Source organism: Pseudomonas sp. yb_2 (genome assembly GCF_043103905.1).
Lineage (GTDB): Bacteria > Pseudomonadota > Gammaproteobacteria > Pseudomonadales > Pseudomonadaceae > Aquipseudomonas > Aquipseudomonas alloputida.
In genome coordinates, this window is the sequence record NZ_JBICKH010000059.1 from 97,235 (window position 1) to 117,232 (window position 19,998).

The following is a 19,998-nucleotide window of genomic DNA, read 5'->3' on the forward strand; positions in this document are numbered from 1 at the left end:
ATCAGTCAGTGGTCTGTCCGGGTGGACGACAAGGCCAGGTTTTCTTCGGATTTACGGGAGTTTTTCAGCTGCGCGATCCACTGCGGATCGAAGCTGCTGAGGTCGTTTTTCATTGGCAGATAACGTTCGGGGAATTCCCACACCACCACTTGTGGTGCGGCGTTCTTGAAGGCATCGCTTTGCAGGTACTTGAGCATCGGCAGCAGCGGGCCATGGCCGTCTTCGGCGTAGTTGGCGACGTCGCTGCGCAGGGCCTGCTGCAGCGCGCCAAGGAAGTTCCAGTGCGGGTTGGCGCTGTAGCTGGTGCCTACCAGTGCAACCGGGATCTGCTTGTCGGCGAACAACGCGTCGCCGGCGTCACCCTCGGCATCGACCGGCCGGGTGGTGCGTTTCTGCAGGTTGTCCGGGGCCGGCAGCAGGTTGCTGAACAAGGGGTCCAGTGGCAGGAAGTTGGTCAGGTCGCCCTTGTAGGGGGCGGTGTTGCCGGCTTCGGTGATGAAGGCTTGTGGGGCGCCATTGAGCAGGCTCTGGCGGCTGACCGCTTCGGCCAGCGCCTGCGCCGCCACTTCGGCACCCATGGGCGTCCAGTGGGTATCGGTACGCAGGAATACCTGGCCGCGGGCCTTGGCCTGCTCCATCGGTGCCATCAGGTCCGGTGCGAACACGTTGGCCTGGCGTGCCTGGACATGGAACTGGTTGTACAGGTCGTCATGCAGGCTGGCAGGCCGCTCTTTGCCCAGGTACTCGGTGTAGACCCGTGCCTTGGCCGGCACGATCGCCAGCACCAGCTGGCTACCGTGTTGCTGCAGGGTGTCGCGTACGCCACGGATCAGTGCCAGGTTTTCCTGCATCAATTGCTCGGCACCGGCGGTGGGCTTGAACTCTTCGTCGCTGAACAACCACTGGTCGCGGCCCAGTACCACACCTGGGCGGCCTTCGTTGAACAGCTTGAAGTCCATGGCCGCCCACAGGTTGGTGCCCAGGCGCTTGACCGGGAATTCGGCGTCGTAGTGGGTCTCGGCGGCCTTGGCCAGCTTGCCGTTGAGCAGGGTCATCTGCTCGGTGCGCTGGAAATTCTGCAGGCCACCGGTGGACCAGGCGCCCATGCCGACCAGCAGGCCAAGGAACGACAGGGAGTAGGTGATGCGTAATGTCCGGGTCATGGTCATCAACCTCAGAACTGGAAGTAAAGGAACGGCGAGTAGCTTTGCGCCGAAAGCTTGAGGATCGAGGCGACGAACAGCAGTAGGATCAGTGCGCGGGTCATCACCCGGGTCCAGTCCAGGCCGATCGAGCCGTCAGCGTTGACCTGCACCGGGGTCGCCTTGGGCGTCGGCCTGGCATTGCGGTAGAAGTCGCGCAGGCCGAAGAACGCCAGGGTGAGGTAGGCGATGACCAGGGTGGCCACCTGCAGACCGGTGAGCTGGGCGCGGTTGAGCTCCGACAGCTGCCAGTCGCCGAAGCTGAACATCGCGCCGTACATACGGGCGGCCACATGCAGGTTTTCGGCGCGGAAGATCACCCAACCGACTACCACCAGCAGGAAGGTGAAGGCCCACTTCACTGGGTTGAAGCGCTGCGGGTTGGTGTCGAGGCCCAGCGCGCGCTCGATGGCCAGCCACATGCCGTGCCAGGCGCCCCAGATGATGTAGGTGAAGTTTGCACCGTGCCACAGGCCGCCCAGCAGCATGGTCAGGAACAGGTTGCGGTAGGTATTGAAGGTGCCTTTGCGGTTACCGCCCAGGGTGATGTACAGATAGTCGCGCAGCCAGGTCGACAGGCTGATATGCCAGCGCCGCCAGAACTCGGTGATCGACTGGCTGATATAGGGCTGCTTGAAGTTTTCCATGAAGCGGAAGCCCATCATCAGGCCCAGGCCGATGGCCATGTCGCTGTAGCCGCTGAAGTCGAAGTACAGCTGTGCGGTGTAGGCCAGGGCGCCGAGCCAGGCATCGCCCGTGGTGGGGGTTTGCAGGGCGAAGCAGTGGTCGGCGACCACGGCCAGGGTGTCGGCGATGAACACTTTCTTGATGAAGCCCTGCATGAAGCGGGTGCAGCCTTCGGAGAACTTGTCCAGGGTGTGGGTGCGGTTGTTGAACTGGTCGACCAAATCCTTGAAGCGCAGCACGGGGCCTGCGATCAGGTGCGGGAAAATCGCCACGAACGCTGCGAAGTCGATCAGGTTGCGGGTAGCCGGGGTGTCACCGCGGTATACGTCGATGATGTAGCTGATCGACTCGAAGATGTAGAACGAGATACCGATCGGCAGCAGCACGTGGGTCAGAATGAATGGCTCCAGGCCAAACGACGTCATGATCGCGTTCAGGCTGTCGACGCCGAAGTTGGCGTACTTGAAGTAGCCGAGGATTGCCAGGTCGACACCCACGCCGAGCAGCAGCCAGCGCTGCGCAGGCTTGGTGCGCACACCGGCGGCACCGACTTTCAGGCCGATCCAGTAGTTCCACAGGGTGACGCCGGCGAACAGTGCCAGGAAGTCCACCCGCCACCAGGCGTAGAAGATGTAGCTGGCGACCAGCAGCAGCAGGTTGCGATAACGTTGCCCGCTCAAGTAGTACAGGCCGAGGAAGATCGGCAAGAACAGGAACAGGAACACGTTGGACGAGAAGACCATCCCGGTTCTCCTAATTTGTTCACAGCATCCAGGGCAAAGCGCCCCCCAAACCCCCCAGTGCAAGACTGGAAGGCAACTTAGATTCCTGTGGGAGCGGGCAAGCCCTTGCCATGCACCGCGGTGGCTTCTTCGCGGGCATGCCCGCTCCCACAGGTTCCGCCCCCGCAATGGGGGTCAATTCATTTCTTGCTCTCTGCACTCGGGTCGTAGACCCGGGTCACATCGCCCCCCAGCCGGAAGCTGTTGAACGGCTGCATGTCGTGCTTGCGCTCAAGCGTGTCGCCGACACAGTGGTACAGCGCACACCAGGGCTCGAGCCAGGAGTACTTGCTGTCAACCTTGAGGTCGGTCATGTCCTGTTTCTTGCCCGCCCGCGCCTTGAAGTGGCTGGGGTCGCGGGCGCCGGCCAGCACGCCTTCACCCAGGCGCTGCAAGGCGAAGTTGTTCTCGGCGCGCAGGTCGACGCCATTGGCCTGGGCGAAGCTGGCAATCATCGCCAGCGGCGGCAAGGCGTAGTTGTGATAGGCCAGCGCGCGCTGCTTGCGCTTGATTTCGTTGGGCAGGAAGCCCTGGTCATCCACCTGGTTGGCGCCGACCTTGTATTCCTTCACGGCCCAGTCGAACAGGTCGCGACGGTCGGTGGCGACGGCGGTAGCCATGACTGACCAGGCCGCCCAGTAGCTGTGGTTGTTGATCTTTTCCAGCGGCAGGTCGCTCCAGTCACGCACAGTCTGCTCGGCCAGGCGGCTGAGCCATTTTTCGATCAGGTCGGCCTCGGCCTGGTGTGCCGCCAGCGGTTGCGAGTTGGAGAATTTCAGCCGCAACCATGAACCGCTCATGCTGCCCAGCGCCCATTTGCGCATCGACTTGCCGGTATGGTTGTAGTCGGTGGACAGCAATGCACCGGCGCGTGCCCAGGTGCCCAGCCACGTCAGGGTGCAGTCGAGTTGCGCCGGGCGGCCGTCGCGCATGTACTGGCCGACCATCTTGCTCACGCCTTTTTCAAGCGTGGTGATGTCTTCGGTCGACTTGCGGAAGGCCTTTTCCGAGGCTGCGTTGAGCGTTGCCCGTGCCTTGTCCGAGCCTTCGTACTTGCTGCGAAACTGCAGCGGGCCGGTGTATGGCTTGGGCGCCGCTTCGCAGCGGAAGTTACCCTCACCGGTCTTGAGCTTTTCGATCCCCTGGTAGTAACCCTGCGGCGGTACCAGCGCGGCGTGCGCAGCACCACCAAACAAGGCCAACGCGAGCAGGGCGGGGCTGGAAATTCGTTTGAAAAGGGTCATGGGTCGCCTCACTGGCCAGCCTGCGCGGTCTGCGCAGGCACGGCGAAGTTGTTGCGTTTGCAGAGCTTGGCTTCGACCTTCTGGGTGCCGCTTTCCGGCCCTTGTACCTCGAACGCCAGCAGGCTCTGGCTGGCCCAGTCCTCGTCTTCGCGCATCTGGAAGACGAAGCGGCCGTCGGTGTCGGAGGTTTCCGGTTTTTCCAGCTTGATGTCCTCATGGCGGCCGTTGAGGTACCAGAGGGTGGCCTGCAACACCTTCACCGAGGGGTCTTCGAACTTGACGTCCATCTGCAGGTTGCGGTTGATCAGGTCTTTGATCACGCCGCCCTTGCCGTTGACCATCAGCTCGTTCTTGCCAGGCTTGAGGGTGGCGCTGGCGCTCATCAGGGCTGGGCGGTCATCGCAGCCGTCATCGAGCAGGCCAAGGATTTGCCGCCAGATGGTTTCCTGGTCCAAGCGGTACAGCGGGGAGAATTCCCAGATCAGGATCTTCGGCGGGTTCTTCTGGAATTCCTCGCTGCCCAGGTACTGGATCATCGACCCTTCCAGGCCGCCGCCTGGGAAGGCGACGTTGAGCACGTCGGCGCCGATGTATTGCTCGAGGAAGCCCGAGAAGTTGTAGTTCTTGCCGCTGTGGCTGGTACCGACCAGGGTGATCTGCGCATTGCCGCTGTCACCGAACAGGTCGTCGCCGCCGCTCGCGCCTTTCGGCTCGGTGGCGAACTGGTCCATGTACTGGACGGCGTAGCTGGTGCCGCACAGTTGGCCGGCAACGTTGTGCAGGGTGCCGGTCTTGCCCATGCGCCCGGACTTCCTGGTCTCGAATTCCTTGCGTGGGATGCCTTCGAAGGCCGGCATCTTGTGCACGGTGTCGGCCACGATCTTCGCCGCGCGCTCGGCCCCGTACGGCGTCCAGTGCTGGTCGCCACGGAAGTAGAAGTCCTTGCCCTGGTCAGCGGCGGCCAGTTGCTCGTTGGTCAGCGGTGACAGGTCGGGCACGTTGTAGCCCATGCTGGCGAAGCGCTTGAGCATGGCCTGGTAGTTGCCCAGGGCCTTCTGGTAGTCGAACGCGGCTTTTTCGGCCGGGTTGAGCATGTTGCGGTTCACCAGGCCGCGGGTCGGCTGGTACACCACCACCAGTTCCACGCCACGTTTCTTGAACGCGTCGTGCACTTGCTGCAGGCGTTTGTAGCCGGCAGGGGTGGTGTTGAACTCGGTGCGCAGGTCTTCGCGGGTGCGGAACAGCCAGTCGCCCTGGGCCTGCACCAGCGTGGTGAAGTTTTGCTGATAGCGGGTGGTATAGCGGCTGGCATCGTGCGCTTCAGGGCACAACTGGCAGCAGGGCTCGGCGTTGAAGGTCGGGGCCTTGACGTCTTCGGCGCGCACGCCCTGGCTGATTGCCAGAAGGGCGGCGGACAGGCCCAGCAGTTTCATCAGGTGTGGAGTCATGGTCTGGGCTTCCTTAATCGATCATTTCGGTCTGGCGTTCGACCGGGTCGATCAGCACAGCCTTCTGCTGGCGTACCAGCAGGTCGAGGATTTCGTCCTGGCGCTCGCCCAGCACGCCATTGAGGCTGATGCCGCTGGCCTTGCGCGGGGCGAGCATGGACACCTTGTACAGCTCGACCGACAGCGGCGAGTCGATCGACAGCGGGCCGGAGCCGTTGGCCGACAGCTCGCCACCCACCACAATCAGCGACACCTTGGTGTCGAACGGGTCGAGGGCGATGTCGCGGTCGGTGTCGGACAGGTCCTTGATGTGGCCGTATACGCCGACCAGGCCGTTGGCCATGGCGACGTTTTCGTACAGGCGGATGTTCACGCTGTTACGCACGCGGATGCCGTGGCGGCGGTTGTTGACCAGCTTGTTGCCCCAGATCAGGTTGTCGCCGCTTTCGTACAGGGTGATGCCGTCGGTGTGGTTGCGGTAGATCTCGTTGTAGGCCACCAGGTTGTTGACGCTGTTACGGTCGATCACCACGCCCGAGAGCTTGTTGTCGTAGCTCTTGTTGTTGATGATCCAGCTGTCGTTGACCTCACGCGAAACGATGATGCCGTGCTTCTTCTTGGTGCCGTACACCGTGTTGCCGGCGATGATCAGGCGATGCGAACGGTCGTGCGGGTCGATGCCGTAGACGATGTTGTCGCGGTAGGTGCTGTCCTTGATCACGAAGTCCTGGGTTTCGTAGCAGTAGAAGCCGTACCACATGTCGCTGAACTCCGAACCGATGATCCAGCCGGTGGGCTCCGGGCGGCCCATGCGCTTGGCCATGTTCGGCGTGTACTGCGAGATGCTCACGCCATACGACTTGGACTTGGCGTAGCCGAAGCTGGCCATCTTCGTATTGACGATATAGGTCTCGGTACCGCCCCAAGACAGCAGAAACGGGCGGAATTCCTTGGGCGAGCGGAAGGTCGCCGGGCCGTTGTCCTTTTCCCGCCAGCCGGTCACCTGGGTGTCGGTTACGAACAGCTTGCCGTCATTGACCAGAAAAGCGCCGCCCTCCTGGGACAGGCGCAGCTGTTTGACCTTGCCGTCGATCTCGAGGATGCCCTTTTGCCCGACCACGATCGGCAGGCGTGCCAGGTAAACCCCGGGCTCGACTTCGCTGAAGTACTGTTTGGGTACCTTCTTGCTCAACTCGGTCAGGTCGACATGGCCGTCATCGACGAAGATCGCCTGCGGGATGCCGTGCTGGCGCTGCACCCACTCGGCGGCTTTGTTGTCGCCGCCGACGAACTCCTTGAGGGTGTCCTCCTGGAACATACGGCGCAGGCTGACCTTGCCCTTGTGGCGGCGGTCGATTTTCTTCTGCACCGCCTCGGCCGTGAAACCGGTCAGGTCGGGCAGCTTTGGCGGGTCCATCTGCAGCGGCTCGATCGGTGCGCTGGCCACCGTATAGGTCTTGGCCTGCTGCAGCTCCTTGGCGATCACCTGGGGTTCTGCGGCAGTGGCCAGGCCGCTTGCCAGCAGCAAGGCACTGGCCAACAGGCTGTGACGTAAGTGCGGGTGAAGGTTCATCACGGTCAGTCCCCTACCGGCCTCAGAAGCGCCAGATGACGTCGACGAAGGCGCGGTGCATGTACGAGTCCGCTTCCTTGCCGTAGGCGTCGCCCGGCTTGAATACACCGGCACGCAGGCGCACCAGGGCTGACGGCTCGTCGATGGCCTGGCTCATCGAAGCCGGCAGCAGGCCTTGCTTGAAGTACTTGGTCACGACCACGTCCATTTCCTGGCCAAGGTCCTTCTCGCCGTCGACCAGCTGACGGTTCACGCCGTTGTCGTCGACCACCGCGTTGATGCCGCTGGAGCCAATGTTCTGGTTGCCATCGACCCGCCAGAATTTGTGGTAGATCAGGCTGGCGTCGTAGTCGTCGCGCAGCTGCCACGAAGCGAACAGGGTGGCGGCCTGCAGGTTGCCCAGTTCGCCGCGGAACGCTTCGCCGAAGCGGTGCACGCGCGAGCGGGTGCCGGTGAAGTTGGAGCGGTTGCTCTCCAGGCCGGTCTGCTCGAAGTTGTTGGAACCGTCATCGCCGCCGCCGCCGCTACCGCGGGCGTACGCAGCGCCGACCTGCCATTGCGGGTCCAGGCGCAGGCGGATACCGAGGTCGGTTGCCCAGGCGTTGACGTCACCGCTCTGCTTGCCGGTGGCGACCTGGTCGTCGCCCACCTGCTGGGTGCTCAGCTTGTCGCGGTCACCGGTCAGCCAGGTGACGCTGCCCCAATAATTCACGGTGTGGTCGTTGCGCCAGTTGTAGGCGTCGCTGTTGGCCTCCAGACCCAGCCAGGTGAGGTCGCCAGTGCGGGTCTTGTCCAGCGCGTCGACCGTTTCGCCGGGGCTCTTCAGGCTGCCGCTGTCATGTGTGTGGTGAGCGCGCAGGCCAACCCAGTGGCCAGGGGTCCACTGTGTGGCGACGTTGCCGTAGATGTGGGTGCGGTCCTTGTCTTCCGGCGCCAGTTCGGTGAGATCGGTGCGGTATTCGCTGAATCGCTGGGCGACGCCCAGGTCGGCCTTGAGCAAGGTGGTATCGAAGGTCCAGTTCAGCGCTTCGATGTTGGTATCGCGCCACATGCCATCGTCACTGCGCAGGCGCTGGCGACCGAAGCGCAGTTGCTCGCCGGGGTAGGCGGTAAGGCCGCTGTAGCCGACCCAGAACTCGCGCATGGCCAGGTAGCTTTTGTCTGGTTGACGGCTGTCGTCGCCGGTGTCGGTGCTGGTGCCGTCGTCGTTCTGGCGCAAGGTGTCGGTTTCGATGGTGTCGGTCGCAGCGACCGCCTGGCCCATGGCGTAGGCACTCCAGTTACCGCGCTCGCCATACACCCACGGGCGCAGATCCAGGCCCAGGCCGTTGACGTCGCCGCCAGAGCGGGTGCCGAGGTCACGGTCGTCTTCCGACTGGCCGGTGATTTTCACGTCCAGGCCGAAGTTTTTTTCAGCGGTCATTTCCGCCAGGGTCGGGCAGGACCACAGCAGGGCGAAGCTCAGGCCGATGCCAGCTTTCACGAAGGGATTGAGCGTCATAGCGAGTCCTCACCGTCTACTTCTTTTTCGTCGTCTTGCAGGGCTTCGAGGGCCAGGGTGCTGTTCGCGCCCTGCGCCATGCTGCCGCGTGCACGCTTTTCCTGGTCCAGCAGTTGCTGGGCCTGGTTGCGCTGGTCAGGTGTCAGTTGCTGGTCGAGCTGCTGCAGCAGTTCGGCTGATTGCGGCGTCGGGTTGGCCTGCGACAGCTGTGCGAACACCCAGGCGTTGCCCGGTTGCGGGCGGATGCCGTGGCCCTCGCTGAACAGCTGGGCCAGGGCATAGTCGGCGCTGTTCTGCCCGCCACGGGCGGCGGCCAGCAGGTGGTCGACGGCCTTCTGCGGCTCGACATTGCCCAGGTAGCCGCGGCGGTAAAGCTGGCCCAGGTAGTAATGGGCGCTGATCTCACCGGCTTCGGCAGCAGCTTGCAGGTGCTGCTCGGCTTTTTGAGCGTCGGCTGGCAGGGTTTTGCCTTCGTAGTACAGACGGCCCAGCAGCAGTTCGGCGCGGGGTTGTTCAGCTTCGCGGCCTTTGTCGATGTAAGCCATCAACTGGTCGGTGTCGCCCAGTTCGGGGAAGTCGTATACCAGCTGTGCCAGGCTGACCCAGGACGCCGGGTTGGCCGGGGCTACTTGCTCGAGCAGCTCCTTGGCGGTTTTTTCGTCGGTCTGGCCAAGGCTGCGATCGGCCAGCACCCGGGCCACGCTGTCAACCCGGGTGGCCGGTACGGCGCCACGGGCATAGGCGGATTTCAGCTGGCCGAGCAGGGCGGCTTGCTGATCGGCCTGGCCACGTTTCTGGTACACGGTGGCCAGTTCGACGTAGCAGATGTCGGTGGTGTTCAGCGCGGCCTTGCAGATCTTTTCCACTTCACCCAGGTGCTGGTCATAGGTGCCCTGGGTGCGGTACAGCAGCACCTGGGCCAGGCCCGCTTCCGGGTTGCCGGCGGCGCGCCACTGGTCGATCTGCTGCTGCGCGTTGACCTTGGGGAAACTCTGCGGGTAGCTGAGGTAGAGCATTGCCAGCGGAATCAGGGTATTGCTTTGGCCCTGTTTCGCGGCCTGCTTGAGCAGGGTTTCGGCTTCCTCACGTTCGGCCTGGGTGCTGTCCGGCTTGGCCACCAGCAGGCGGCCAAGGCGCGCTTGGGCGCGTGGCGACGTGGCGGCCGCAGCGCGATAGGTGGCCTCGGCTTCCTTGATTTGCGAGGGGTCGCGGGTGGCCACCTTGATGTCCGCCAGGCCGACTTGCGCTTCGCTGTAGCCCAGGTCGGCCAGCGCCTTGTAGTTGCGCTCGGCCAATGCCGTGTCACCGCGCTTCAGGGCCTCGTTGGCCAGGCGCTGGTCGGGCAGGCCGGCACAGCCGGCCAGGGTGATGGCGGCGGCCAGTGCACACAACCCCAGGTTCACGCGGACCTTGTAGGTATCAGAGATCATTGTCCGTCCCTCACAGGCCACGGGCCACGGCTTTGTCGATCAGCCAGTTCAGCGATGGGCCACGGTCGCTGTTGACCGATGCCGGGCGGCCGGCCAGTTCGGCGGGCAGGCCAGTGTCTGGCTTGATCTGCACGCGGATGTCGGAGGACAGGTCTTCGCTGTTGAGGCTGGCGCTGCTGACGATCTGACCGGTGCGCACTTCGTCTTCGCCGGCCACCTGGAAGTTGACCCGGGTACCTGGCTTGACCTCGTCGAACTGGCGGTAGCTGAAGCGCGCCTCGACCATCGGGTTGGTGGTGCGTGGGATCAGCTGGAAGATTGGCTGGCCCTTGGCGGCGTACTGGCCGTCGTCCACCAACTGACGCGCGACCACGCAATCGCAGGGGCTGGTGAGGGTGCCGGACAGCTGCTTGCCGAACAGTTCCTCGATCTTCGCCGGCTCCAGCTGTGCGTCTTCAAGGTTGCCCTTGAGCATGTCCAGCATGCTGGTGGTGAAGCTGGCCAGTGGCGCGCCCTTGGCGATCTGCCCACCGCTTTCGACCAGGCTGCTTACGGTACCGTCGCGCGGCATGGTGACGTTGGTGGTTGGCACTGCGACCACACCGGCTTCGGCGTGGCTGACGAAATACATGCCATACAACGATTTGGCGACGAAGCCGAAGGCCGCAACGCCGACCACGAACACGCCCAGTGTGATGGTGACTGCCTTGAAGCGGCCGAAGGCGCTCAGGCCCGACCCACCGTCCTTCTGCTTGCGCGCCTTGGTGAAGTTGTCACGCTGCAGGGTGCTGAGGACGTCGCCGATGCTGATCAGCTCACCCGACAGGTGGCTGGTGATGATGTGCCGCAACGTGGCGATGTCGCGAGGTTCAAGGTTCTGGAACTGCGCACCGATACGGCCATTGTCCGGGTTGTACGAGCGCACCTGGAACTCGATGTCGATCGACAGGCCCAGGTTGTCGACCACGAACTGCAGGCGCCCGCGCAGCACATCGCCCACCGACTGCGGTTGCTTGGCGTGGAAGCTCAGGCCGCCGGCAGAAAGGTCTTCGACCTTGACTTCGTGGACCTGGCGCTGGGCATCCAGGAACCGCAGCTTGGCGGGAATGCGTACCCGGGCGTGTTGGCGCTGGGCTTCGGACTCATGCACGACATTGACGTTCACGGCGGTATTCATGGTGGTTTGTTCCTGTTAGATCCGATCCGGGTTGGGCTCACACGACCATGAACAGCACAGCAACGAAGATGCTGGCAGCCGAGAAGGTCATGGTCCGCGAGGACCAGGTGTTGAACCATTGTTGAAAGCTGGCGAGGTCACGCTTGAGGGCAGTGGGCTGACGCGTCCACGACTGCTTGTCGAGGCGGAAGAACACGTAGATCTTCATCAGCGCGCCGATGATCTGGTTGTAATAGAGAATCAGCGGGTAGGCCGGGCCTACGTTGTGGCCGGAGCACAGCAGCATGATGGTGAGGATCAGGCGGGTAATGCCGATCCACAGCAGGTACACCAGCAAGAAGGCCATGCCGAACTTGAGGCTGGCGATTACCGCCACGGTCAGGCCCAGCAGGCTGGTCCACATCGACACGCGCTGGTCGAACAACACGATGCTGGTGAACAGCCCCAGGCGACGCAGGCCAAGGCCCAATGCCCGTGAGTTCTGCCGCAGGTTGTTGCCGTACCAGCGGTACATCAGCTTGCGGCTGGCCTTGAGGAAGCTTTTTTCCGGCGGATGCTCGACCGTGTTGATGGCGGCGTCCGGCACGTAGAAGGTGTCGTAGCCCAGGCGCATCAGGCTGAACCAGCTGGACTTGTCGTCCCCGGTAAGGAACTTGAAGCGGCCCAGGCGCCAGTGCATCAGCGAGTCGCTTTCGACGTCGGCGATGAACTCGGGGTTGGTCACCACGCTGGCGCGGAACATCGACATGCGCCCGGTCATGGTCAGTACGCGCTTGGACAGGGCCATCGAGCACATGTTGATGTGGCGCTGGGCGAAGCGCAGCTTGTGCCACTCGCTCATGATGTAGCCGCCGCGCACTTCGCAGAATTCATTGGTGGTCAGGCCGCCCACATTGGGGAACAGCTTGAACCACGGCACGGTCTTGCGCACCACGCCGTCGGCCAGCACGGTGTCACCGTCGATCACCGCCACCACGGCGTTCTCGTCCGGCAGCATGCGCGAGATGGCGCGGAAGCCGTAGGCCAGGCCATCACGCTTGCCGGTACCGGCGATACGCACGATGTCCAGCTTCACGTGGGCCGGCGGGTTGTACTTGGCCCACAGGCTCTTCACCAGCAGTTCATCGGACATTTCCACCAGCGAGCAGACCACGGTGGTGGGGAAGCCGCAGTTGATCGCCTCGCGGATCACCGAGCTGTACACCTGGGCGGTGGTCAGCGCTTCGATACGGAAGCTGGTGACCATCAGGTAGACATGCGACGGGTCGGTGGCATTACCCATTTTCTGCACCTTGCGGCGCAGGTACGGGTACACGCCGTAGAGGAAGATCATGCCGCGGATGAAATGGGTGGCGCCCATGGAGTAGCGCCAGATGCCGACTGCGCCGACCAGGAAGATGAAGTGCTTCGACTGCGAGTCGAAGATATCAGCTGGCAGGGCCAGGGCGATCAGCATGAGCAGGCTCATGTAGAGCAGCCACCCGGCGCACTGCAACAGCACTGTCTGGAGCCTTTGCATGTTCAGCATCCGTCGAGAATTCGGGAAAGGGTGGGCAGCGAGGAGGCGGCTCTTGTCGAGTGCCTCATCGCTGCCCGGCCGGGCACTTACCAGCAGATGCCTTCGGTACGGGCGGTGGTGCTGGTCGGTTTGTTCATGAAGCCGACCAGGTCGATCACCTGCTTGCCGGCTGGCGCTTGAAGGGCCAGCGCACGGAACTGCTCGTCACGGTTGCCGAGGACGATGATGTCGGCGTTGTCGATCACCTGCTGCAAGTTGGCGTTGAGCAGCGACGACACGTGCGGGATCTTCGACTCGATGTAGTCCTTGTTGGCGCCGTGAACACGGGCGTACTGGACGTTCTCGTCGTAGATGTCCAGCTGGTAGCCCTTGCCGATCAGGCGCTCGGCCAGTTCCACCAGCGGGCTTTCGCGCAGGTCGTCGGTGCCGGCCTTGAAGCTCAGGCCCAGCAGGGCGACCTTGCGCTTGTCGTGGGCTTCGATCAGCTCGAAGGCGTTCTGCACCTGCGATTCGTTGCTGCGCATCAGCGAGTCGAGCAGCGGTGCACGGACATCGAGGCTGGCGGCGCGGTAGGTGAGGGCGCGTACGTCCTTGGGCAGGCAAGAGCCGCCGAAGGCAAAGCCAGGGCGCATGTAGTACTGGGACAGGTTGAGGACCTTGTCCTGGCAGACCACGTCCATCACTTCGCGGCCATCGACGCCCACGGCCTTGGCGATGTTGCCGATTTCGTTGGCGAAGGTGACCTTGGTGGCGTGCCAAACGTTGCAGGTGTACTTGATCATTTCGGCCACTTCGATCGGCTTGCGGATGATCGGGGCGTCGAGCTCTTCGTACAGGGCCTGGAGGATGTCACCGCTGGCGCTGTCCAGTTCGCCGATGACTGTCATCGGTGGCTGGTCGTAGTCCTTGATCGCGGTGCTTTCACGCAGGAATTCCGGGTTGACCGCCACGCCGAAGTCGACGCCGGCCTTCTTGCCCGAGCAGTCTTCGAGGATCGGGATGACCACGTTCTTGACGGTGCCAGGCAGTACGGTGCTGCGCACCACGATGGTGTGACGGCGGGTGGTGTCACGCAGCACGTAGCCGATTTCGCGGCACACGGACTCGATGTACTCCAGGCCCAGGTCGCCGTTTTTCTTGCTGGGGGTGCCCACGCAGATCATCGACACATCGCTGGCACGGATGGCTTCGGCGAAGTCGGTAGTGCCGCGCAGGCGGCCATTGGCGATGCCCTGTTGCAGCAGTGCTTCCAGGCCAGGTTCGACGATGGGCGACTTGCCCTGGTTGATCAGGTCGATCTTGGTGCTGGACACGTCCACACCGATCACTTCATGGCCACGCGCCGTCAGGCAGCCTGCACAGACTGCACCCACATAACCCAAACCAAAGATGCTGATACGCATCGCTATCACCTCATGTGTTTATCACGCCGACGCCTCCGCAGAGAGCCGGGCTGGGTTGATTAACAACAGTTTTCGGGCGCACGGATCCATGGCGAATGCACACTTCGCCGAGCGCAGGCAAAATAAATCCGGAACGCAAAAAGTTATGCGCTCAAAGTTGGCACTCAATAGCCATTCATTAAAAAACGTGCCCTGAAATGCAGCCGTCTTTATTGCAATGCGCTACTTGGCGCGTTGCTGTGCTTGTTTTTTCAAGTGAATAAATCCTTTGAAATCAACCACTAGGACGATTTGTAAGGGGCGCGTCTCTCCTGCATGGACAAGGTCTTCGGAGGTTTCCGTGATCCCTGTCGATTTTCTCATGGCGGGCAGTGGATACCCGCTGCTGTCATCTGTAAGTCATCTCTCACAGCCCGTAGGCAGGAAAATCGTTACGGCACTATGAGCGATTGGCTTTGGCAGAAGTTCCTGAGCCAGTTTCGCCCGAATGAAAGATTTCTAAATATTTATTCAGTTGCGGACAGTTTCAAATTGATAGCACGCGGGTGTTTCACCCCCGTGTATAAAGGACGTAACTGTTGCGAGATATTTTTATGCCAGCATCTGAAAAATTTTTTCAGAATTCGTCAAAAAAGGTATGAACGGTCTTATGGCGTTTGGCGATAAAGGGAGGTGCGACGGATTTTTGGCGTCGGATTCGTGGCGTGATGGCGGTTTGCAGCGTGCCCTGTTGCAGGGCAGAGGCGGATCACGACGGCTGACCTCTTCGCGGCTTCAGCCGCGAAGAGGGCGTGACAGGCTCACTCCGCGGGGTGATCGCGCAGGAACACCAAATGGTCCGGCTTGGACTGCTCGGCACTGTAGTAGTACCCCTGAGCATCGAACTGCTTGAGCTGTTCCGGGGTGCTGATGCGCTGCTGGATGACGAAGCGGCTCATCATGCCGCGGGCTTTCTTGGCGTAGAAGCTGATGATCTTGTACTGACCGTTTTTCTGGTCCTTGAAGTCGACGTTGATTACCCGGGCCTTCAGTGCACTGCGTTTCACTGCACTGAAATACTCGTTACTGGCCAGGTTCAACAGCACGTCATCGCCTTGGTCGGCCAGGGCCTGGTTCAGCCATTCGCTGATGCGCGTGCCCCAGAAGGCGTACAGGTCCTTGCCGCGGGCGTTGGCCAGTTTGGTGCCCATCTCCAGGCGGTAGGGCTGCATCAGGTCGAGCGGGCGCAGCAGGCCATATAGGCCCGAGAGCATGCGCAGGTGGCCCTGAGCGTAGCTGAAGTCGTCTTCACTCAGGCTCTGGGCATCGAGGCCGGTGTACACGTCACCCTTGAACGCCAGCAGCGCCTGCTTGGCATTGGCCGGGGTGAAGTCTGGGGTCCAGCTGCCAAAGCGCGCAGCATTCAGGCCGGCGAGTTTGTCGGACAGGTGCATCAGCTCGCTGATCTGCGCCGGCGACAGTTCGCGCAGCTGCTGGATCAGGGCCTGGGATTCATCCAGGTACTGGGGCAGGGTGAAACGCTCGGTCACTGGCGGGGTGTCGTAGTCGAGGGTCTTGGCGGGGGAAATCACCGTCAGCATCGGGTCGGCTCCTGGCATCGTTGGCCGAGGATTCTACGGGGTGGGCGGTACAAGTCCAAACTATGGCGACGATAGTCACAGCCCATGGTCGGCGCAGACGCTATAGTTCGCGTTTTGCCGTTTCGGAGCCTTCCACTGTGCGCATTGCTTCTGCCTTGCTGGCCGGCCTGCTGAGCCTGGCCGTGCAAGCCGCCCCTTCACCCCAGGTCAGCCTGGACCGCAGCCTGTGGCCCGAACAGCTGGACAGCCCGGCGTTGTTCGATGTGGCCTCTCGGGCAGAAATCCTTTCGTTCGCTCAAGCGCTGCACGAAAGCGAGTTGCTGGATGACGCAAGCCTGGCGGCCCGGCTGGGGTTGCGGCAGATCAATCTGCAGAAGGTGCGCCAGATTCGGGCGCGCATGTGGCAGCGGTTGTGGGAGGGGTATCAACAGGCGCAGCGCAGTTGTGAGCAGGATGCATCATTCTGCTACCCGGTTACGTCCATGGCGGAGTTGCGCACACAAGCGGCGACGTTCGCTGCCGATGTCGGTGCGTTCTATACCGGCTGGATCGAGCCGAGCCACCAGTTCCATGTCCGCTACCTGGACGAGCAACTGCGCAAGGCGGCGTTGCTGCCGCAGACCAGCAGCGAAATCGAGCGGCTGTCTTCGCGTGAGCGCAAGGGTGACGAACTGAACGACCGCATGTTCCTGCTGACCTTTGTCGGCGGGCCCGGGCCCGAGGGGGGCAGTACGGATCTACTCACCGATTACCTGCGCCGGCAAAAGCTCGAAGGCACGTTCTTCACGCTTGGTAACCGCTTGCAGCAACGCCGTGATGGTGCCTCGGCAAACGCCTTGCGCCAGCTCTATGACGGGCAGTGCGTGGGTATCCAGGGGTGGGAGTACCGCTCCCATGCGCAGTGGACCGACTGGCAGGATTCGCTGCGGCGCAGCCAGGCGCGGGTGCAGGCTGATCTACCCGAGCAGTATGTGCCGCTGTTCCGTCCACCTTATGGCCAGCGCCGGGCTGACGGCGAGGCGTTCATGGCCCGCCAGCAGTTGCGGGTATCGTTGTGGGACATCGATGCCCAGGATGACGGTGCATTGAGCGCAGAGGCATCCGCACAGCGCGTATTGACCCTGATGTTGTTGTGGCGCAAGGGCGTGATCCAGTTTCATGACAGCCTTCCCAAGGCGCAGCCGGCGGTGGATTGGCTGCTGCGCAATACCGCGCAAAGCGGCATCGGCTGGGAGGATTGCCGGGAATATGGATACCGCGAATAGAGGGTATGACTTCTGAGCGTAGTCCCCTCTGACGCTGGCGCCAAGGCCTCTTCGTCAATCGGAAAAATAAACTTCAAAAATGCGTAAAAGTGCTTTTTTCGGTCATGGTTTTTGCGGTATGAAGAAACCAGACAGCCGATTCCTGCAGCACAGGTGGCGTCATCCAGGCCCACCTAGCCAGGTTCGCTTCCCGCCCGTAACAACGCGGATACGGGGACAGCGGCAGTCACTCTGCGGCGTAACAGACCACGCCGTGTGGCTTCGACATAAGGTGACCGAGTATGGATGACCAAGGACGCAACCCTTCCTCCAGCAAGCCAATCCTGTATGTGCTCGATACCAACGTCCTGATTCACGACCCTAACGCGTTACTGAACTTCGAGGAGCACCATGTCGCCATACCGATGACGGTGCTGGAGGAACTCGACAAGCTCAAGACCGGCAAACAGAGCATCGCCGCCGAATGCCGCCAGGCCATCCGCCTGATAGACCAGACCCTCGGTGACGCTTCGCCCAGCGATGTCGAGCAGGGCGTACCGATCCAGCGCAACAAGAGCGGCCCCAAGGGGTTCCTGTCCATCCTGATGACCCCGCGCAACGAGCCGAACAAGCTGCTGCCGGAAAACCTCAACGACAACATCATCATCAACCAGTTGCTCGAAGTCCGGGCCCGGCGCACCGACCTGGACGTCGTGCTGGTCACCAAAGACATCAACATGCGCCTGAAGGCGCGCGCTTGCGGTATAGCGGCTGAGGACTACAGCACCGACCAACTGGTCGATGACGTGTCCTTGCTGTCCAAGGGCTACCATTCGGTCACCGGCTCGTTCTGGGACCGCGTGAGCAAGGTCGATACCCGCCAGGAGCGCGGCCGCACCTGGCATCGGGTGCAGATGATCGACAACCTGCCAGCCGTGCACGTCAACGAGTTCATCATCGATGAGCAGGGCTTCGTCGGGTGGATCAAGGGCATTCGTGACGACGAACTGTTGCTGCTCGACCTGCACCAGGAGCCATTGCTGCACCAGGAAGCCTGGGGCCTGAAACCACGCGATATTCACCAAAGCCTGGCGTTGTTCGCCCTGCTGGACCCGGATATCCACCTGGTGAACCTGACCGGCGCCGCCGGCTCCGGTAAAACCATCCTGGCGCTGGCTGCGGCCATCGAGCAAACCATGGTCAGCAAGCGCTACCGGCGCATCATCGCCACCCGCAGCGTGCAGGGGCTGGACCAGGAGATTGGCTTCCTGCCGGGTACCGAAGCAGAGAAGATGGAGCCGTGGCTGGGCGCCATCACCGACAACCTCGAAGCCTTGCACATGGATGACGAAAGCACCCATGGCAGCGTCGAATACATCCTTGAGCGCGTGCCGCTGCAGTTCAAGTCGCTGAACTACATCCGTGGCCGTAGCTTCCAGCAGAGCCTGATCCTGATTGACGAGTGCCAGAACCTGACGCCGCACCAGATGAAAACCATCATCACCCGTGCCGGCTCCGGGTCCAAGGTGGTCTGCCTGGGTAACCTGGCGCAGATCGACACCCCCTACCTGTCCGCGACCAGCTCGGGCCTGACCTATCTGACCGAGCGCTTCAAGGACTTCCCCCATGGCGTGCACATCACCCTGCAGGGCGTGCCTCGCTCGGTGCTGGCCGAGTACGCCGAGTCTCATTTGTAAACCTTGTAGCCGGGCAGATTACTGCCCGGCCTCTTCGTGGACGCGCCCGTTCACAGGAACTCCACTTGATTCGAGGCCGTGGAGCTCTTGTGGGAGCGGGCGTGCCTGCGAAGAGGCAAAACCTGCCGACACATACCTCTGCTCAAACCTGACCCACAGGTTTACACTGCGAACTCCCTTCACAGGAGCAAAGCAGTGCTGACACATCTTGATTCCCAGGGGCGGGCCAACATGGTCGACGTCACTGAAAAGGCCGTGACCGAGCGCGAGGCTACCGCCGAGGCGCGGGTGCGCATGTTGCCGCAGACCTTGCAGATGATCGTCGATGGTGAACACCCCAAGGGTGACGTGTTCGCCGTGGCGCGCATTGCCGGGATACAGGCGGCGAAAAAAACCAGCGACCTGATTCCGCTGTGCCACCCGCTGATGCTCACCAGCGTCAAGGTCGAGCTCAGCGCCGAGGGGCAGGATGCCGTGCGCATCGTCGCCCGCTGCAAGCTGGCCGGGCAGACCGGTGTGGAGATGGAGGCGCTGACCGCCGCCAGCGTGGCCGCGCTGACGATCTATGACATGTGCAAGGCTGTGGATAAAGGTATGGTCATCGAGCAGGTGCGCCTGCTGGAAAAACTCGGTGGCAAGAGTGGCCATTACAAGGTGGAGGCGTGATGAAGGTCAAGGTGATGTACTTCGCCCGTTACCGCGAACTGTTGGGCGTGGATGCCGAGCGGGTGGAGGGGGCGTTCAAGGTGCTCGATGATGTGCGCCAGGCCTTGGTAGCCAAGGGCGGGCAGTATGAAGTGCTGGCCGAGCAGAACCTGATGTGCGCGCGCAACGAAGAGCTGTGCAAGCTCGATGAGCCGCTGGAAGAGGGCGATGAAGTGGCGTTCTTCCCGCCGGTGACCGGAGGCTGAACATGGCTGTGCGAGTGCAGGAAGGCGCGTTCGACCCGGGGGCTGAGACCAATGCCATGCATGCAGCCAATGTGGGCGTGGGCGCGGTGGTCGGTTTTGTCGGCTATGTGCGGGATTTCAACGATGGCCGCGAAGTGGCGGGGATGTTCCTCGAACACTATCCGGGCATGACCGAAAAGGCCCTGGCCAAGATCGTGGTCGAGGCCGAGCAGCGTTGGCCGCTATTGAAGGTGGAGGTGCTGCACCGCATCGGTGCGCTGGAACCGGGCGAACCGATTGTGTTCGTGGGGGTGGCCAGTGCCCATCGGCAGGCGGCGTTCGATGCCTGCAACTTCATCATGGACTACCTGAAGACCCGGGCGCCGTTCTGGAAGAAGGAGAATACTCAGGAAGGGCCAAGGTGGGTGGAGGGGCGGCAGAGTGACCAGGATGCGGCGGGGCGCTGGTAATCAAGGCGCCACCGGTCGCCTGTAGGAGCGGGTTTACCCGCGAAAGGGCCGGCCCTGCTGGCCAATCTCCACCCGCCGTTCACCGTTGCCGCCACTACCGTATTCGCGGGTAAACCCGCTCCTACAGGGGGGCTTGTGTGGCGATTGGGCC

The 19,998-nt window shown here is 62.3% G+C and carries 16 protein-coding genes; 5 read left to right on the forward strand and 11 right to left on the reverse strand.

Going from position 1 to position 19,998, the window contains the following annotated elements; genetic code table 11:
- Positions 1–5: 5 nt before the first annotated feature.
- From ACF8FB_RS14460 to yaaA, 11 genes are all read right to left on the reverse strand, one after another.
- The gene (locus ACF8FB_RS14460) at positions 6–1,163 is read right to left on the reverse strand and encodes an alginate O-acetyltransferase (RefSeq protein WP_392511501.1); all 1,158 of its coding nucleotides are present in this window, start codon (positions 1,161–1,163) and stop codon (positions 6–8) included.
- 11 nt (positions 1,164–1,174) lie between these two features.
- Entirely contained in the window at positions 1,175–2,632 is a 1,458-nt protein-coding gene (locus ACF8FB_RS14465) for an MBOAT family O-acyltransferase (protein ID WP_392509243.1), read from the reverse strand.
- Between the two features lie 179 nt (positions 2,633–2,811).
- Positions 2,812–3,915 (reverse strand): mannuronate-specific alginate lyase, encoded by a 1,104-nt coding sequence (locus ACF8FB_RS14470; RefSeq protein ID WP_392511502.1) that lies wholly within the window; start codon positions 3,913–3,915, stop codon positions 2,812–2,814.
- A gap of 8 nt (positions 3,916–3,923) precedes the next feature.
- Positions 3,924–5,363, reverse strand: coding sequence for an alginate O-acetyltransferase (locus ACF8FB_RS14475; RefSeq protein ID WP_392511503.1), 1,440 nt, complete (start codon positions 5,361–5,363; stop codon positions 3,924–3,926).
- Between the two features lie 13 nt (positions 5,364–5,376).
- A complete protein-coding gene (algG, locus tag ACF8FB_RS14480) occupies positions 5,377–6,936 on the reverse strand; it encodes a mannuronan 5-epimerase AlgG (protein ID WP_003251754.1) in 1,560 nt (519 codons plus the stop codon).
- Between the two features lie 22 nt (positions 6,937–6,958).
- Entirely contained in the window at positions 6,959–8,437 is a 1,479-nt protein-coding gene (locus ACF8FB_RS14485) for an alginate export family protein (RefSeq protein WP_392511504.1), read from the reverse strand.
- Positions 8,434–9,867 carry an alginate biosynthesis TPR repeat lipoprotein AlgK gene (algK, locus tag ACF8FB_RS14490; RefSeq protein WP_392511505.1) on the reverse strand — a complete coding sequence of 478 codons (1,434 nt, stop codon included), beginning with the start codon at positions 9,865–9,867 and terminating at the stop codon, positions 8,434–8,436. Before algK ends, ACF8FB_RS14485 begins: the two co-directional genes overlap by 4 nt.
- Positions 9,868–9,877: 10 nt before the next feature.
- Positions 9,878–11,044, reverse strand: a complete 1,167-nt coding sequence (locus ACF8FB_RS14495) for a PilZ domain-containing protein (RefSeq protein ID WP_350298598.1) — start codon at positions 11,042–11,044, stop codon at positions 9,878–9,880.
- 37 nt (positions 11,045–11,081) lie between these two features.
- Positions 11,082–12,563, reverse strand: coding sequence for a glycosyltransferase family 2 protein (locus ACF8FB_RS14500; protein WP_003251762.1), 1,482 nt, complete (start codon positions 12,561–12,563; stop codon positions 11,082–11,084).
- Between the two features lie 86 nt (positions 12,564–12,649).
- On the reverse strand, positions 12,650–13,966 hold the full coding sequence (locus tag ACF8FB_RS14505) for a nucleotide sugar dehydrogenase (RefSeq protein WP_010952417.1): 1,317 nt from the start codon (positions 13,964–13,966) through the stop codon (positions 12,650–12,652).
- 800 nt (positions 13,967–14,766) lie between these two features.
- Positions 14,767–15,546 (reverse strand): peroxide stress protein YaaA, encoded by a 780-nt coding sequence (gene yaaA, locus ACF8FB_RS14510; RefSeq protein ID WP_392509239.1) that lies wholly within the window; start codon positions 15,544–15,546, stop codon positions 14,767–14,769.
- 137 nt (positions 15,547–15,683) lie between these two features.
- Between yaaA and ACF8FB_RS14515 the strand changes: the two genes are divergently transcribed.
- The 5 genes from ACF8FB_RS14515 to moaE all read left to right on the forward strand — a co-directional run bounded on the left by ACF8FB_RS14515 (position 15,684) and on the right by moaE (position 19,847).
- Positions 15,684–16,811: a polysaccharide deacetylase family protein gene (locus ACF8FB_RS14515; RefSeq protein ID WP_049587329.1), complete on the forward strand. Its 1,128-nt coding sequence runs from the start codon at positions 15,684–15,686 to the stop codon at positions 16,809–16,811.
- 281 nt (positions 16,812–17,092) lie between these two features.
- The gene (locus tag ACF8FB_RS14520) at positions 17,093–18,487 is read left to right on the forward strand and encodes a PhoH family protein (protein ID WP_003251772.1); all 1,395 of its coding nucleotides are present in this window, start codon (positions 17,093–17,095) and stop codon (positions 18,485–18,487) included.
- Positions 18,488–18,682: 195 nt separating this feature from the next.
- Positions 18,683–19,153 (forward strand): cyclic pyranopterin monophosphate synthase MoaC, encoded by a 471-nt coding sequence (gene moaC, locus ACF8FB_RS14525; RefSeq protein WP_003251775.1) that lies wholly within the window; start codon positions 18,683–18,685, stop codon positions 19,151–19,153.
- Positions 19,153–19,398, forward strand: a complete 246-nt coding sequence (gene moaD, locus ACF8FB_RS14530) for a molybdopterin converting factor subunit 1 (RefSeq protein WP_003251777.1) — start codon at positions 19,153–19,155, stop codon at positions 19,396–19,398. The genes moaC and moaD overlap by 1 nt, the downstream gene beginning before the upstream one ends.
- Before the next feature lie 2 nt (positions 19,399–19,400).
- Positions 19,401–19,847, forward strand: coding sequence for a molybdopterin synthase catalytic subunit MoaE (moaE, locus tag ACF8FB_RS14535; RefSeq protein ID WP_010952421.1), 447 nt, complete (start codon positions 19,401–19,403; stop codon positions 19,845–19,847).
- Positions 19,848–19,998 lie beyond the last annotated feature (151 nt).

Bases quoted from the DNA above. Each gene is read 5' to 3' on its own strand.
- ACF8FB_RS14460 (WP_392511501.1), bottom strand. From the start codon at position 1,163: ATGACCCGGACATTACGCATCACCTACTCCCTGTCGTTCCTTGGCCTG.
- ACF8FB_RS14465 (WP_392509243.1), bottom strand. From the start codon at position 2,632: ATGGTCTTCTCGTCCAACGTGTTCCTGTTCCTGTTCTTGCCGATCTTC.
- ACF8FB_RS14470 (WP_392511502.1), bottom strand. From the start codon at position 3,915: ATGACCCTTTTCAAACGAATTTCCAGCCCCGCCCTGCTCGCGTTGGCC.
- ACF8FB_RS14475 (WP_392511503.1), bottom strand. From the start codon at position 5,363: ATGACTCCACACCTGATGAAACTGCTGGGCCTGTCCGCCGCCCTTCTG.
- algG (WP_003251754.1), bottom strand. From the start codon at position 6,936: ATGAACCTTCACCCGCACTTACGTCACAGCCTGTTGGCCAGTGCCTTG.
- ACF8FB_RS14485 (WP_392511504.1), bottom strand. From the start codon at position 8,437: ATGACGCTCAATCCCTTCGTGAAAGCTGGCATCGGCCTGAGCTTCGCC.
- algK (WP_392511505.1), bottom strand. From the start codon at position 9,867: ATGATCTCTGATACCTACAAGGTCCGCGTGAACCTGGGGTTGTGTGCA.
- ACF8FB_RS14495 (WP_350298598.1), bottom strand. From the start codon at position 11,044: ATGAATACCGCCGTGAACGTCAATGTCGTGCATGAGTCCGAAGCCCAG.
- ACF8FB_RS14500 (WP_003251762.1), bottom strand. From the start codon at position 12,563: ATGCAAAGGCTCCAGACAGTGCTGTTGCAGTGCGCCGGGTGGCTGCTC.
- ACF8FB_RS14505 (WP_010952417.1), bottom strand. From the start codon at position 13,966: ATGCGTATCAGCATCTTTGGTTTGGGTTATGTGGGTGCAGTCTGTGCA.
- yaaA (WP_392509239.1), bottom strand. From the start codon at position 15,546: ATGCTGACGGTGATTTCCCCCGCCAAGACCCTCGACTACGACACCCCG.
- ACF8FB_RS14520 (WP_003251772.1), top strand. From the start codon at position 17,093: ATGGATGACCAAGGACGCAACCCTTCCTCCAGCAAGCCAATCCTGTAT.
- moaD (WP_003251777.1), top strand. From the start codon at position 19,153: ATGAAGGTCAAGGTGATGTACTTCGCCCGTTACCGCGAACTGTTGGGC.
- moaE (WP_010952421.1), top strand. From the start codon at position 19,401: ATGGCTGTGCGAGTGCAGGAAGGCGCGTTCGACCCGGGGGCTGAGACC.